This is a genomic window from Donghicola eburneus (assembly GCF_900115865.1).
Classification (GTDB): domain Bacteria; phylum Pseudomonadota; class Alphaproteobacteria; order Rhodobacterales; family Rhodobacteraceae; genus Donghicola; species Donghicola eburneus.
The window spans coordinates 469006-481881 of sequence record NZ_FOXY01000002.1 but is presented as its reverse complement, the minus strand read 5'-3'; the positions used below and the strand labels follow the sequence as shown (position 1 = coordinate 481881).

Sequence of the window (12876 nt, the reverse complement as noted above, 5' to 3'; positions counted from 1 at the left end):
GTTGGCCGTGTTGACGCAAGGGGCATTGCGCCATTTTCCAGTTTTGTTGATTGACTAGTCAATAAAAAACCTACTTACTAAGGGCCAAGCCGAGAGGAAAGCTATGCCCAAAGTCGGAATGGAACCGGTGCGCCGCAAAGCGCTTGTCGAAGCCACAATCCACGAGATTGGTCGGGCGGGGACTCTGGACGTGACGGTCAGCCAGATCGCCAAACGCGCAGGTATGTCCAGCGCGCTGGCCCACCATTACTTTGGCGGCAAAACGCAGATTTTCATGGCGGCCATGCGGCACATCCTGTCCCAATACGGGCTCGAGGTGCGGCGCCGCCTGAAAAAGGCCAAGACCCACGAGGAACGCTTGCGCGCCTTGGTCGATGCGAACTTCGCCCCCTCAAACTTCCGCGAAGAAGTGGTGAGCGCGTGGATGAACTTCTACGTGCTGGCCCAAAATGTCGAAGAAGCGCGGCGCCTGCTGACGGTCTATTACCACCGTCTCCATTCCAACTTGGTACATGACCTGCGCCCCTTGGTCGGGGGCGAGGCGGTCATTATCGCCCGCCGGATCGAGGCGCTGATCGATGGTGTCTACCTGCGCCAAAGCTTGCGGAACGAACCCGCAAATCCGGCCACCGCGTCGGAACTGGTTCTCGGCACACTTGAAAACGAATTGGCTCGCTGCGGGTCACAGCGCCCTGCGGCCACACTCAGCCTGATTGCACAGAAGGAACGCTCCGAATGACGATCGACGTAAAGCCGACCGCCAGCCATTTCATCAACGGTGAATATATCGAAGGTGGCACCGAGGATCTGCCCGTTATCTACCCCTACACCGGCGAAGTTGTCGCGACACTGAAACTTGCCGACGATGCGCTGGTGGATCAAGCGGTTGCCGCAGCCAAAGCGGCTCAACCTGCTTGGGCCGCCATGTCTGGCGTCGAACGTGGCCGCATTCTGCGCCGTGCCGCCGACATCATGCGCGAACGGAACCGCGAGCTGTCCGAGATTGAAACCATGGACACCGGTAAACCCCTGCAAGAAACGCTGGTCGCAGACGCTGCCAGCGGGGCAGAGGCTCTGGAATACTTTGGCGGATTGGCTGCCTCTTTGGGCGGTGAACACATCCAGCTGGGGGATGATTTCGCCTACACCCGCCGCGAGGCTTTGGGCGTTTGCGTTGGTATCGGTGCATGGAACTACCCGATCCAGATCGCCAGCTGGAAATCCGCGCCCGCGCTGGCGTGCGGCAACACCATGGTCTTCAAGCCGTCGGAAACCACGCCATTGTCTGCGCTGAAACTGGCGGAGATCCTGATCGAAGCGGGTGCGCCTGCGGGCGTCTTTAACGTCGTACAGGGCAAGGGCGCTGTCGGCTCGCGCTTGGTCACGCACCCCGATGTGGCCAAGGTGTCCCTGACCGGTTCTGTCCCGACAGGCCGCAAGGTTTACGCCGCCGCTGCAGAGGGTCTGCGCCACGTGACAATGGAGCTTGGGGGGAAGTCCCCGCTGGTGATTTTTGACGACGCCAATATCGAGAATGCGGTCAGCGCCGCGATCAACGCGAACTTCTACAGCTCTGGTCAAATTTGCTCGAACGGCACCCGCGTTTTCGTCCAAAAGGGCATCAAGGAAGCTTTCCTGTCGCGTCTGGCCGAACGGCTGAAGGGCGTGAAGATGGGTGACCCCATGGACGAAGAGGTCAACTTCGGCCCCATGGTCAGCGAACAGCAGATCAGCATCGTCGAAGGCTATCAGGCGAAAGCACAGGCCGAAGGCGCCCGTCTGATTTCCGGCGGCAAACGGCTTGATGGTCCGGGCTACTGGATGGAGCCGACCGTTTACGCCGACGTCGCCGACGATATGACCATCGCCAAAGAAGAGATCTTTGGCCCCGTCATGTCCGTTCTGGACTTCGAGACCGAGGAAGAGGCGATCAAACGCGCAAATGCGACCGAATTTGGTCTGGCTGCAGGCGTGTTCACCAACGATCTGTCGCGCGGCCACCGTGTCGCCGCCGCGTTCGAAGCAGGTACGACTTGGATCAACACCTACAACCTGACGCCGGTCGAAGTGCCTTTTGGTGGCTCGAAGATGTCCGGGGTGGGCCGCGAAAACGGTCGTGCTGCGATCGAGCATTATTCCGAAATGAAAACTGTTTACGTCGCCATGGGTGACACCGAAGCGCCGTTCTAAGGAGGCCCCGATGCAAGCCGATTACGTCATCGTAGGCGCGGGCAGCGCCGGTTGTGCCATTGCCTATCGTCTGGCAGAGGCGGGGAAATCCGTGATCGTCATCGAGCATGGCGGTACGGATGCAGGCCCGTTCATTCAGATGCCCGCGGCTCTGAGCTACCCGATGAACATGCCGCTCTATGACTGGGGCTTTCAGTCAGAGCCTGAACCCCATCTGGGCGGGCGCCGTCTGGCCACTCCGCGTGGCAAGGTGGTCGGCGGATCGTCTTCGATCAACGGGATGGTATACGTGCGCGGCCACGCCCGCGACTACGACCATTGGGCCCAATCGGGCGCACGCGGTTGGAGCTATGCGGACGTCTTGCCGTACTTCAAGCGGATGGAGCAGTGGGATGACGGCGGCCATGGTGGCGACAAGGAATGGCGTGGCAAGGACGGCCCGCTGCACGTGACACGAGGTGCCCGCGAAAACCCGCTGTTTGACGCCTTTGTTCAGGCGGGGAAGCAAGCTGGCTATCCGGTCACAGGCGATTACAACGGCGAGCAGCAAGAGGGCTTTGGCCCGATGGAACAGACGGTCTACAAGGGCCGCCGCTGGTCTGCCGCGAATGCCTATCTGAAGCCCGCGATCAAGACTGGCAAAGTCGAGGTCGTGCGCGGGCTGGCTTGCCGCATCGTCATCGAAGAGGGCCGGGCCCGCGGCATCGAAATCGAGAAGGGTGGCGACAAGCAGATCATCAAGGCCACCAATGAGGTTGTGATCTCGGCATCCTCGATCAATTCGCCCAAGCTGCTGATGCTGTCCGGCATCGGCCCTGCTGAACATCTGGCCGAGCACGGGATTGACGTCATCGCGGATCGCCCCGGTGTCGGGCAAAACTTGCAGGATCACCTAGAGCTGTATCTTCAGGTCGCGTGTAAGCAGCCGATCACGCTGTTCAAGTACTGGAACCTCTGGGGCAAGGCGCTGATCGGGGCCCAGTGGCTGTTCACCAAAAAGGGTCTGGGTGCGTCGAACCAGTTCGAAAGCGCCGCATTCATCCGTTCCAAAGCTGGGGTGGAATATCCTGACATCCAGTACCACTTCCTGCCCATCGCAGTGCGCTACGATGGCCAAGCGGCCGCCGAAGGGCACGGGTTCCAAGCTCATGTCGGCCCCATGCGCAGCCCCTCGCGCGGGCATGTCACGTTGGCGTCGAGCGACCCCAAAGCCGCGCCTAAAATCCTGTTCAACTACATGTCCAGCGAACAGGATTGGGAAGATTTCCGCACCTGTATCCGCCTGACCCGCGAAATCTTTGAACAAGAAGCGTTCAAACCCTACTATAAACACGAGATCCAGCCGGGCGCGGACGTACAAAGCGACGAAGAATTGAACGCCTTCATCAGCGAGCACGTCGAAAGCGCCTATCATCCCTGCGGAACCTGCAAGATGGGCGACCGCAATGATCCGATGGCTGTTGTTGACGAAGAGTGTCGCGTGATTGGAGTGGATGGTTTGCGTGTCGCGGACAGCTCGATCTTTCCGCAGATCACCAACGGTAACCTGAATGGCCCGTCGATCATGACCGGCGAAAAGGCTGCGGACCACATTCTGGGCCGCAAGCTGCCGCGTGACGAAAGCGAGCCGTGGATCAACCCCGACTGGCAAACGTCCCAGCGATAAAGCAAAGAAAGAGGCGAGTTTGATGCGTATCAAAGTCGCCTTTTTTCTGTGCGGTTACTCTGACTGTGAACTTGAAGAGTAAGGAGTCGAGAATGTCTCACACACCGCACCAGCTGACAGAAGAATTCCCGCAGCATGTTGACGCGATCGCGCGCCTAAAGGCCGAGGACGCTCACTTTGCCAAGCTGGTCGACACCTATAACGAGGTGAACCAGCGTGTGTATCTGGCTGAAAGCAACGTCCAACCGATGGAGCAGCTGGCCGAAGAACAACTGCGCAAAGAACGTTCTCTGCTCAAGGACCAGATCTGGTCGGCGCTGTCGGCAGTTTCTGCCTGAATAACGCTGCTAGAGAACTAAGGGTCGGAGTGCCGGAGGGGGCGCTCCGACCCTTTTTATTTGTCTACGCGGTATGGCAGGATGCCGCGCTCGTCGGGAGTGATGGTCAGGCGACGCTCCAGCGGCGGGACGGAGCGTTGATGGCAATCCGTGCGCTCGCAAATTCGGCAGGATATGCCGATGGGTTCGAAGGCAGCTGAATTGGTCACATCCAAGCTGTCTGCATAGACCAGATCGCCAGCGTGGCGGACCTCGCACCCAAGACAAATCGCGTAACGACGAGTCGGCGCTCCGAACGCGCCCCCGGGTTTTGATACATCCCGCGCAAGGCAGAGATAGCGCACGCCATCGGGCGTTTCGGCCAGCTGGCGCAGGAATTGCGCGGGTGTTTCGAAGGCGCGGTGCACGTTCCAGAGGGGGCAGGCGCCACCGAAGCGAGCGAATTGCAAGCGTGTGGCCGAGTGGCGTTTGGTGATCGTGCCAGCTTGGTCTACGCGGACGAAGAAGAAGGGGATGCCCTTGTTTCCAGGCCGCTGGAGGGTCGAGAGGCGATGCGCGACCTGTTCGATCGACGCGCCGAAACGGGTGGCCAGAAGTTCTAGGTCATGCCGGTATTTCTTCGCTGCCTCGAGAAAGCGGGTGTAGGGCATGAGCGCCGCGCCCGCGAAGTAATTGGCGAGGCCGATCTTGGCGATGGATCGCGCTTCGTTCGAGTGGAAGCGGGCGAGGTCGAGCGTGGCGTCCAGCAGCTTGTTTTGCGTGATGAGCGCTAGCTGTAGCAAAATCTGGAAGCGGCGTGTCTCGGGTGCAGCTCGGTTCGAAATCGACAGCACCATGTTCTCGGAATCGAAATGGCGCAGGCGCGCGCCTTCGGTCAAGCGCAGGGTGATGCCGTTGTCATTCAGGGCGTGCTCTGCACCCAAAGGGCCCGAGAATTTCTCGGCAAAGTGTTCAGCGGCGCGGTCGACCGCGTCGATGTAGTTGTCACAATAGTGAAAGAAGTCGCGCACCTCTTCCCAAGGCGATGGCTGCACGCGGGCATCCTCGCGGCCCAAGGCTTCGTCCAGGGAAGCCAGTCGTTCGTGAGATTGCCGATAGGCGCGATGTAAATGCAGGAAGGCCCGTGCCAGAGCAGGGGCGTTGCTGGCCGCCAGTCGTAGGTCGGCCAAAGGCGGCGGTTGGTCAGTGAACACTGGGTCCGCCAACGCTTCGCGCATGTCAGACACAAGCCGCTCGCTGTCGCCCGCTGACAGCTCTGTCACATCGAACCCAAACTCTGACGCCAGCGCCAGCACGACCGATGTGCTGACAGGGCGATTGTTGTTCTCCATCTGGTTCAGATAGGGCAGGGACACGCCAAGCTTGGCGGCGAATTCCTTTTGCGTCAGGCCAAGACGCGAGCGCAGTTCGCGCAGCTTGACGCCTGCATAGAGTTTCTGGGGTGCCATCTGGGTGCCTTTGCGGGTTTGCTAATGCAAGTCATACCATTTGCAAATTACAGCCTCAACGGACCAGTTGTCGCTCTCGGTGGTAGACGTAGAAGATGGCCAGAATCGCGGCCACCGCGCTGGCGAACATGATCAGCAAAAGTGGCACTGCACCGGTTTCGAGCGTCAGGAGCGACCCAGCAAGAGCTGACAATGCCGCGCCGCCCCCGATCATGATCGCACCGCCCAAGCCGGATGCTGTGCCCGCAAGATGCGGGACCACAGACAAGGAGCCCGAGGTGGCGTTCGGAATAACCATCCCGTTGCCAAAGCCCACGGCTGTCATGAAACCAAAGAACACCAAGACAGAGCCAGCACCGCTCAAGTGGATGAGCAAGGAAATCCCGACGCCCACAGCATTCACGACCGATCCCCAGAGAATCATCCGGTTGATTCCCCAACGGCGCGAGAACTTGCCTGACATGAAGTTTCCGGCGAAATAGCCGATGGCAGGGGCACTAAAGTAGAAACCCAAAGTCTCGGGCGGGAGCTTGTAGATTTCGCTGCCCACAAAGGGTGCGCCGCCGAGATAAGCAAAGAAGGCGCCCGAGGCAGCCGCCGCAGCCAGCGCATATGCCCAAAACCGGCGCGAGGTCAGGAGCACGGGATACTCTCCGAACTGGCGAAAGAGCGAGATGTCGCGCGGGCGGCCAGTCTCCCCCAAGTCGGCCCATGTGAGCCAGAGCATCACGCAGCCCAGTAGGAACAGTCCCCAAAAGTTGGCCTTCCACCCAAAAGCCGCATCCAGCACGCCGCCAATGGCGGGGCTGATCATCGGGACCAAGGCCATGCCCATGGTCACATACCCGATCATACTGGCCGCAGAGTCTTGGTCATGGACGTCGCGGACAATGGCGCGCGACAGAACCATGCCAGTGACGATGACAGCTTGGCTCATCCTGAATACCAAGAAAAGTCCGGCGGTTGGCGCGAACAGACAGCCCAGGGTGGCCACCAGAAACAGCGCAATTCCCCAAAGCAGCACCGGTCTGCGCCCATAGCGGTCCGCGATTGGCCCGATAAACAGCTGCAGCACGGCATTCACGCCTAAATAGAGTGCGACGGATAGCTGCATCAGCCGGTAGTCGGTTTGAAAGTAGGCCGTCATGCCCGGAAGCGATGGTAGAAAAACATTCATCGATAGGGCGGCGAGTCCTGCGAGCATAATCAAGGTCGCGATGTGCGGCGCAGTATTTTTGTTGAGCATTTTAAAAGCCATCACGGATTTGGACGTAGGCCTGACGCTACGGGGTCGGGGGCTCTGATGTCCAATTCCAATTGGTGATTTAGCAGATTTGCATTTTCAATCGGAGTTGCTGCGAGGAATTTGCAAATTTGCCAATGATTGCTTTGCGGTCGCAGAAACGCACCCTATGGTCGCGTCAAAGCGGAGGGCACAGATGAAAGATATCCTGCAAGAACTCGAAGATCGTCGCGAACTGGCACGCGCCGGTGGCGGTCAGAAACGCATCGACTCGCAGCACGCCAAAGGCAAGCTGACGGCACGTGAGCGCATCGAATTGCTGCTGGACGAAGGCAGCTTTGAAGAGTTCGATATGTTCGTGGCGCATCGCTGCACCGAATTCGGGATGCAGGAAAACCGTCCCTACGGCGACGGCGTTGTGACAGGCTGGGGCACCATCAACGGCCGCATGGTCTATGTGTTCTCTCAGGACTTCACCGTCTTCGGCGGTTCGCTGTCGGAAACCCACGCACAGAAGATCTGCAAGATCATGGATATGGCGATGCAGAACGGCGCGCCTGTGATCGGCATCAACGACTCGGGCGGTGCGCGTATCCAAGAGGGCGTTGCCTCGCTGGCTGGCTATGCCGAAGTGTTCCAGCGCAACATCGAGGCGTCGGGCGTCATTCCGCAGATCAGTGTGATCATGGGCCCCTGTGCCGGTGGCGCGGTGTACTCGCCTGCGATGACCGACTTCATTTTTATGGTGAAGGACAGCTCCTACATGTTCGTCACCGGTCCTGACGTGGTGAAGACCGTGACCAACGAACAGGTCACTGCCGAAGAACTTGGGGGCGCGCTGACCCACACCAAGAAAAGCTCGGTGGCTGATGGCGCGTTCGAGAACGACGTTGAGGCTCTGACCGAAGTGCGCCGTCTGGTGGACTTCCTGCCCCTCTCGAACCGCGAAAAGGCGCCTGTACGCCCGTTCTTTGATGCGCCGGACCGCGTGGAAAACAGCCTTGATACGCTGATCCCCGAGAACGCGAACACGCCCTATGACATGAAAGAGCTGATCAACAAGATCGCAGACGAGGGTGATTTCTACGAAATTCAGGCCGAATACGCCAAGAACATGATCACTGGCTTCATCCGCCTCGAAGGTCAGACCGTTGGCGTTGTGGCGAACCAGCCGATGGTTCTGGCTGGCTGTCTGGACATCGACTCCAGCCGCAAGGCCGCGCGTTTTGTGCGCTTCTGCGACTGCTTCGAAATCCCGATCCTGACGCTGGTGGACGTGCCAGGCTTCTTGCCCGGGACTTCGCAGGAATATAACGGCGTCATCAAGCACGGCGCGAAGCTGCTGTTTGCCTACGGCGAAGCGACCGTTCCAAAGGTCACTGTCATCACCCGCAAGGCTTATGGTGGCGCGTATGACGTTATGGCGTCCAAGCACCTGCGCTCGGACTTCAACTATGCTTGGCCGACCGCAGAGATCGCGGTGATGGGGGCCAAGGGCGCGACCGAAATTCTGTATCGCAGCGAACTGGGTGATCCCGAAAAGATCGCAGCCCGCACCGCAGAATACGAAGAGCGATTCGCGAATCCCTTTGTCGCGGCAGAGCGTGGCTTCATTGATGAAGTGATCATGCCGCACAGCACCCGCCGCCGTGTGTCCCGCGCCTTTGCGGCGCTGCGCCAGAAGAAGCGCAGCATGCCGTGGAAGAAGCACGACAATATTCCTCTCTAAGGCTGGATACCCATCCAAATGGCAAAAACACGCTGGCATATCGTCAAGGACGGGCAGGGGGGCATCACTGTGTCCCGCCAACTTCCCGCCCGTTTCGACTTCGCGGTCGAAGCGACAGTGCCGGCGTGTCACCCTGTCCGGTTGGCCCATCAGGTCCGGCAGGACATGTGGCGCGCATTACAAAGCTTGCGTGGATTTCTTCCTGTGGTAGAAATCGTTTGCGATGGCAACCTTGCACGCATTCGTGCTGGCGGTTCTGTCCAAGGAAACTTGCCTTTGGCCCACGTTGAGGGTTTAGTTTCACAGTTGCTTCATGATCCCGAGCGCCGTGCGCGTTGGGTCATGCACGCGAAGCGAGCATCGTAATGCTGCGTTTCGCGAACATAGGTTTCGTCGCCCTCCTGGCAGTGGCGACCACGGTTCGGGGGCAGGAGGGGGCCCCCACCGTGCCCTCGGGCCTAGACCTGACCTTGTTTGAGTTGATTCTCGAGAATCAGCCCGACGGTCAGGTCTGGGCCCGATATCGTTTCGTGGCCCCCGATCTGCAGCAATCCGATTTTGACCGAGTCTCTGGCGATTTCCCCGAGATTTGTGCGTCGTATGCGCTGCCGGAACTGGATGCCCGTGGCACCCATCCTGCGATGATTGTCCTCAGCTATGCCGACCGCCCGATTCCATTCGGCGAGGCCGCGCCAGAGGCTGTGCAATTTGTCGAAAGCTTTCGCGTAGATCAGGGTGCTTGCATCTGGGAGGTCTATTAATGACCGCCCCTTATTTGCATTTTTCCCTTTGTACACTGGCTGATGGGGATTTTTCGCCACAGGCCAAATATGCGGAATCTGCCCCATATCAATCGGTAGAGATTCGCGCTATCGTTGCGTCGGGAGTATCCCAAGACCCCCATACCTCGAAGCAGTGGTCGGGCAAGGACGCAGAGTTAACCCCGACAAATAACGATAGAAGTACATACAGGAGACACGCATGTCGAAAGTCGTCATCACCCTTGCTGCGTTCGCAGTTGCCGCATCGGTTGCAGGCTGCGCGAAGAAGCCCGCAGAAGAAGAATACGTGGTTGTTCAGCCCGAACCCATTTCGGTGGAACCCACTTACACCGGCAAGTACAAGTAACCGTACTCTGACGAAACCGGGGCGGGCCGTCGGGCCCGCTTTCACAGGCCGCGACCATCGCCCCTATACCCAATGGGGGCTTGTATGCTGAAACATCGTGGCTTCCCGGGCCGTATGCCCGGAACTGATTATCAATTCGTAATCCGCCGCGCGAATCCGCGCGGGGTGACGCCGCTCAAGGCGCTTCGCCGCTTTCCTGACCGCAAGCCTGCGGACAAGAGAGCTGACGAATGCTTCCTTGCTGCGCTCTGGCTTCACTTTGGAGAAGAGACCTTCGAACGGGGTAACTTGGATGCCGGACGCCTGAACTGGCTGTTCGAGCGCGAAGTCGTGCCCGCCGAAGAGCCCTTTGATCCTGCGGATTACGGCGCACTGCTGCGCATCGACATGGACGAAGCAGAGCGATCCTTCCCTCAGATCTTCAACGGGAGTTCAGAATGGGTCGGCTAAGCTTTGCCCAGTGCATACAGGCAGTTAAGCGGATTTCGGCGCACGTTTTTCGTGCGCCCGCCGCCATGCTTGCAAGCACGGGCGAAGCAGCCAATCTAGGGCTGTGTAAGTCGCGCATTGCGCGGCGGACGATGTCTCTTACCGAGACCCCTTCCCCGACTTGCGCGCTGGGCTCTACAGGCCTGAGCGCGCATTTTTTCGGATTGCCTCACGGTTTCGTGTGGTCGGCTTTTAACGGGCGTGGGAACCAGGTGCAGGGGGGTGACGTTGCTTACACATCAGAACGTCGCACCCGTGTGGGTGGACACGGGATTGTTGAAAGGATTGCACAATGCTTAAGAAAACTTGGATCGTTGCTTCGGTTGCCCTTCTTGGTCTGGCCGCGTGTGGTGACACGCTTGGCGAACAGGCTCTGCTGGGTGCAGGCGCAGGCGCAGCAGCAGGTGCTGTCACCGGTGGTGACATGGTCACTGGTGCCGTCGTCGGTGGCGCAGGCAACGTCGCGTACTGCCGTACTTACCCCTCGCGCTGTAACTAAGCAGCCGCGCGGCAACGCGCCTATCCATTCTTATGGCTCTTTGGCCGCCGGACCTCGTCTGTCCGGTGGCCTTTTCTTTTGCCCGACGGCCGGCGCGACCGGCCGAGGCACAATCTGATAAGACGAAAGGGACGGAGACAAATGATCGACAAGATCCTCATTGCCAACCGTGGCGAGATCGCATGCCGCGTGATCAAAACGGCGCAGAAGATGGGCATCAAAACGGTGGCCATCTATTCGGACGCAGACAAGAACGCTCTGCATGTGAGCATGGCAGATGAGGCGGTCCACATCGGTCCTCCGCCCGCGAACCAGTCGTACATCGTTATCGACAAGGTGATGGATGCGATCCGTCAGACTGGCGCCAATGGTGTGCACCCGGGCTACGGCTTCTTGTCGGAAAACTCCAAATTCGCCGAGGCTCTGGAAGCCGAGGGCGTCGCGTTTGTTGGCCCGCCCAAAGGTGCGATCGAGTCGATGGGCGACAAGATCACCTCGAAGAAGATCGCTCAGGAAGCGGGCGTTTCAACCGTTCCCGGCTACATGGGGCTGATCGAGGACGCCGAAGAAGCTGTGAAAATCAGCAACGACATCGGTTACCCCGTCATGATCAAAGCTTCCGCTGGGGGCGGCGGTAAGGGGATGCGGATCGCTTGGAACGACGAAGAGGCCCGAGAAGGCTTCCAGTCCTCCAAGAACGAGGCGGCCAACAGCTTTGGCGACGACCGTATTTTCATCGAGAAATTCGTCACTCAGCCGCGCCACATTGAAATTCAGGTGCTCGCCGACAAACATGGCAACTGCATCTACCTTGGTGAACGCGAGTGTTCGATTCAGCGCCGTAACCAGAAGGTCATCGAAGAAGCCCCGTCGCCGTTCTTGGACGAAGCGACCCGCAAAGCGATGGGTGAGCAGGCTTGCGCATTGGCCAAGGCCGTGGGGTACGCCAGCGCGGGTACCGTGGAATTCATCGTTGATGGCGACAAGAATTTCTACTTCCTCGAGATGAACACTCGCCTGCAGGTGGAACACCCTGTGACCGAGCTGATCACTGGTGTCGACCTTGTGGAGCAAATGATCCGCGTTGCGAACGGCGAAGAGCTGTCGCTGAAGCAGGAAGACATCACCCTGAACGGTTGGGCGATGGAGAGCCGCCTCTACGCAGAGGATCCCTACCGGAACTTCCTGCCGTCGATCGGCCGTCTGACCCGCTACCGTCCCCCTGCAGAGATTGCCGAAGACACACGCGCTGTCCGCAACGACACCGGCGTTTACGAGGGCGGCGAGATCAGCATGTACTACGACCCCATGATCGCAAAGCTGTGCACATGGGCGCCGACTCGTCTGGAAGCCATCGAAGAGATGCGCGTCGCGCTGGACAGCTTCGAGGTTGAAGGCATTGGTCACAACCTGCCGTTCCTGTCGGCTGTGATGGACCACGAGAAGTTTGTCAGCGGCGATATCACCACTGCGTTTATCGCCGAAGAATACCCCGAAGGTTTCGCTGGCGTCGATCTGCCCGAAGCGGATTTGCGGCGCATCGCAGCAGCCTCTGCCGCCATGAACCGCGTTGCCGAAATTCGCCGTACTCGAATTTCGGGCACCATGGACAACCACGAGCGCAAGGTCGGTGATGACTGGGTCGTGCGTCTGGGTGGCGCAGAGTTCTCTGTCACCGTTGCCGCGGACCCCGCTGGGTCGGACGTGACCTTTGCCGACGGCACCACCCTGCGTGTCGAAAGCGATTGGACCCCTGGTGATCAGCTGGCGAAACTGTCGGTCGGTGGCAGCCCGCTGGTGCTGAAAACGGGCAAGATCACCAACGGCTTCCGCATCCGCAGCCGCGGCGCGGACCTGAAGGTGCATGTCTACAGCCCCCGTCAGGCGGAATTGGCAACCTTGATGCCCGAGAAGCTGCCGCCCGATACCTCGAAGATGTTGCTCTGCCCGATGCCCGGCGTTCTGGTGAAGATGAACGTCGAAGTGGGCGACGAGGTCCAAGAGGGGCAGGCGCTCTGCACCATCGAGGCGATGAAGATGGAAAACATCCTGCGCGCCGAGAAGAAGTCGGTCGTCACCAAGATCAACGCTGGCGCGGGTGATAGCCTTGCCGTCGACGAAGTGATCATGGAGTTCGAATAAGCCA

Annotated in this window: 13 protein-coding genes; 11 read left to right on the top strand and 2 right to left on the bottom strand. The window is 59.3% G+C overall.

Features of this window, described 5'->3' with window-relative positions:
- Positions 1-103: 103 nt before the first annotated feature.
- From betI to BM225_RS04955, 4 genes are all read left to right on the top strand, one after another.
- Complete coding sequence (gene betI / locus BM225_RS04970; RefSeq protein WP_072707421.1) at positions 104-739, top strand: choline-binding transcriptional repressor BetI; 636 nt, start codon at positions 104-106, stop codon at positions 737-739.
- Entirely contained in the window at positions 736-2190 is a 1455-nt protein-coding gene (betB, locus tag BM225_RS04965; protein ID WP_072707420.1) for a betaine-aldehyde dehydrogenase, read from the top strand. Before betI ends, betB begins: the two co-directional genes overlap by 4 nt.
- Before the next feature lie 10 nt (positions 2191-2200).
- On the top strand, positions 2201-3856 hold the full coding sequence (gene betA / locus BM225_RS04960; RefSeq protein WP_072707419.1) for a choline dehydrogenase: 1656 nt from the start codon (positions 2201-2203) through the stop codon (positions 3854-3856).
- Positions 3857-3948: 92 nt separating this feature from the next.
- Complete coding sequence (locus tag BM225_RS04955) at positions 3949-4194, top strand: HP1242/YdcH family protein (RefSeq protein ID WP_072707416.1); 246 nt, start codon at positions 3949-3951, stop codon at positions 4192-4194.
- 56 nt (positions 4195-4250) lie between these two features.
- On the opposite strand, the gene BM225_RS04950 is transcribed toward BM225_RS04955, so the two are convergent.
- Complete coding sequence (locus BM225_RS04950; RefSeq protein ID WP_072707414.1) at positions 4251-5642, bottom strand: helix-turn-helix domain-containing protein; 1392 nt, start codon at positions 5640-5642, stop codon at positions 4251-4253.
- Positions 5643-5697: 55 nt separating this feature from the next.
- Complete coding sequence (locus BM225_RS04945; RefSeq protein ID WP_245780416.1) at positions 5698-6888, bottom strand: multidrug effflux MFS transporter; 1191 nt, start codon at positions 6886-6888, stop codon at positions 5698-5700.
- A 193-nt stretch (positions 6889-7081) separates the two neighbouring features.
- Between BM225_RS04945 and BM225_RS04940 the strand changes: the two genes are divergently transcribed.
- From BM225_RS04940 to BM225_RS04915, 7 genes are all read left to right on the top strand, one after another.
- Positions 7082-8614: an acyl-CoA carboxylase subunit beta gene (locus BM225_RS04940; RefSeq protein WP_072707410.1), complete on the top strand. Its 1533-nt coding sequence runs from the start codon at positions 7082-7084 to the stop codon at positions 8612-8614.
- A gap of 18 nt (positions 8615-8632) precedes the next feature.
- Entirely contained in the window at positions 8633-8980 is a 348-nt protein-coding gene (locus tag BM225_RS04935) for a hypothetical protein (RefSeq protein WP_072707408.1), read from the top strand.
- Positions 8980-9375, top strand: coding sequence for a DUF6497 family protein (locus BM225_RS04930; RefSeq protein ID WP_072707406.1), 396 nt, complete (start codon positions 8980-8982; stop codon positions 9373-9375). Before BM225_RS04935 ends, BM225_RS04930 begins: the two co-directional genes overlap by 1 nt.
- Before the next feature lie 220 nt (positions 9376-9595).
- The gene (locus tag BM225_RS21775) at positions 9596-9742 is read left to right on the top strand and encodes a hypothetical protein (protein ID WP_177218570.1); all 147 of its coding nucleotides are present in this window, start codon (positions 9596-9598) and stop codon (positions 9740-9742) included.
- Between the two features lie 84 nt (positions 9743-9826).
- The gene (locus BM225_RS04925; RefSeq protein ID WP_072707403.1) at positions 9827-10192 is read left to right on the top strand and encodes a hypothetical protein; all 366 of its coding nucleotides are present in this window, start codon (positions 9827-9829) and stop codon (positions 10190-10192) included.
- A gap of 331 nt (positions 10193-10523) precedes the next feature.
- Positions 10524-10730, top strand: coding sequence for a hypothetical protein (locus tag BM225_RS04920; protein WP_072707401.1), 207 nt, complete (start codon positions 10524-10526; stop codon positions 10728-10730).
- A gap of 141 nt (positions 10731-10871) precedes the next feature.
- Positions 10872-12872, top strand: coding sequence for an acetyl-CoA carboxylase biotin carboxylase subunit (locus tag BM225_RS04915; protein WP_072707400.1), 2001 nt, complete (start codon positions 10872-10874; stop codon positions 12870-12872).
- Positions 12873-12876 lie beyond the last annotated feature (4 nt).

What these genes read in the sequence shown, in the direction of transcription:
- betI (WP_072707421.1), top strand. Translation starts at nt 104, where the DNA reads ATGCCCAAAGTCGGAATGGAACCGGTGCGCCGCAAAGCGCTTGTCGAA.
- betB (WP_072707420.1), top strand. Translation starts at nt 736, where the DNA reads ATGACGATCGACGTAAAGCCGACCGCCAGCCATTTCATCAACGGTGAA.
- betA (WP_072707419.1), top strand. Translation starts at nt 2,201, where the DNA reads ATGCAAGCCGATTACGTCATCGTAGGCGCGGGCAGCGCCGGTTGTGCC.
- BM225_RS04955 (WP_072707416.1), top strand. Translation starts at nt 3,949, where the DNA reads ATGTCTCACACACCGCACCAGCTGACAGAAGAATTCCCGCAGCATGTT.
- BM225_RS04950 (WP_072707414.1), bottom strand. Translation starts at nt 5,642, where the DNA reads ATGGCACCCCAGAAACTCTATGCAGGCGTCAAGCTGCGCGAACTGCGC.
- BM225_RS04945 (WP_245780416.1), bottom strand. Translation starts at nt 6,888, where the DNA reads ATGCTCAACAAAAATACTGCGCCGCACATCGCGACCTTGATTATGCTC.
- BM225_RS04940 (WP_072707410.1), top strand. Translation starts at nt 7,082, where the DNA reads ATGAAAGATATCCTGCAAGAACTCGAAGATCGTCGCGAACTGGCACGC.
- BM225_RS04935 (WP_072707408.1), top strand. Translation starts at nt 8,633, where the DNA reads ATGGCAAAAACACGCTGGCATATCGTCAAGGACGGGCAGGGGGGCATC.
- BM225_RS04930 (WP_072707406.1), top strand. Translation starts at nt 8,980, where the DNA reads ATGCTGCGTTTCGCGAACATAGGTTTCGTCGCCCTCCTGGCAGTGGCG.
- BM225_RS21775 (WP_177218570.1), top strand. Translation starts at nt 9,596, where the DNA reads ATGTCGAAAGTCGTCATCACCCTTGCTGCGTTCGCAGTTGCCGCATCG.
- BM225_RS04925 (WP_072707403.1), top strand. Translation starts at nt 9,827, where the DNA reads ATGCTGAAACATCGTGGCTTCCCGGGCCGTATGCCCGGAACTGATTAT.
- BM225_RS04920 (WP_072707401.1), top strand. Translation starts at nt 10,524, where the DNA reads ATGCTTAAGAAAACTTGGATCGTTGCTTCGGTTGCCCTTCTTGGTCTG.
- BM225_RS04915 (WP_072707400.1), top strand. Translation starts at nt 10,872, where the DNA reads ATGATCGACAAGATCCTCATTGCCAACCGTGGCGAGATCGCATGCCGC.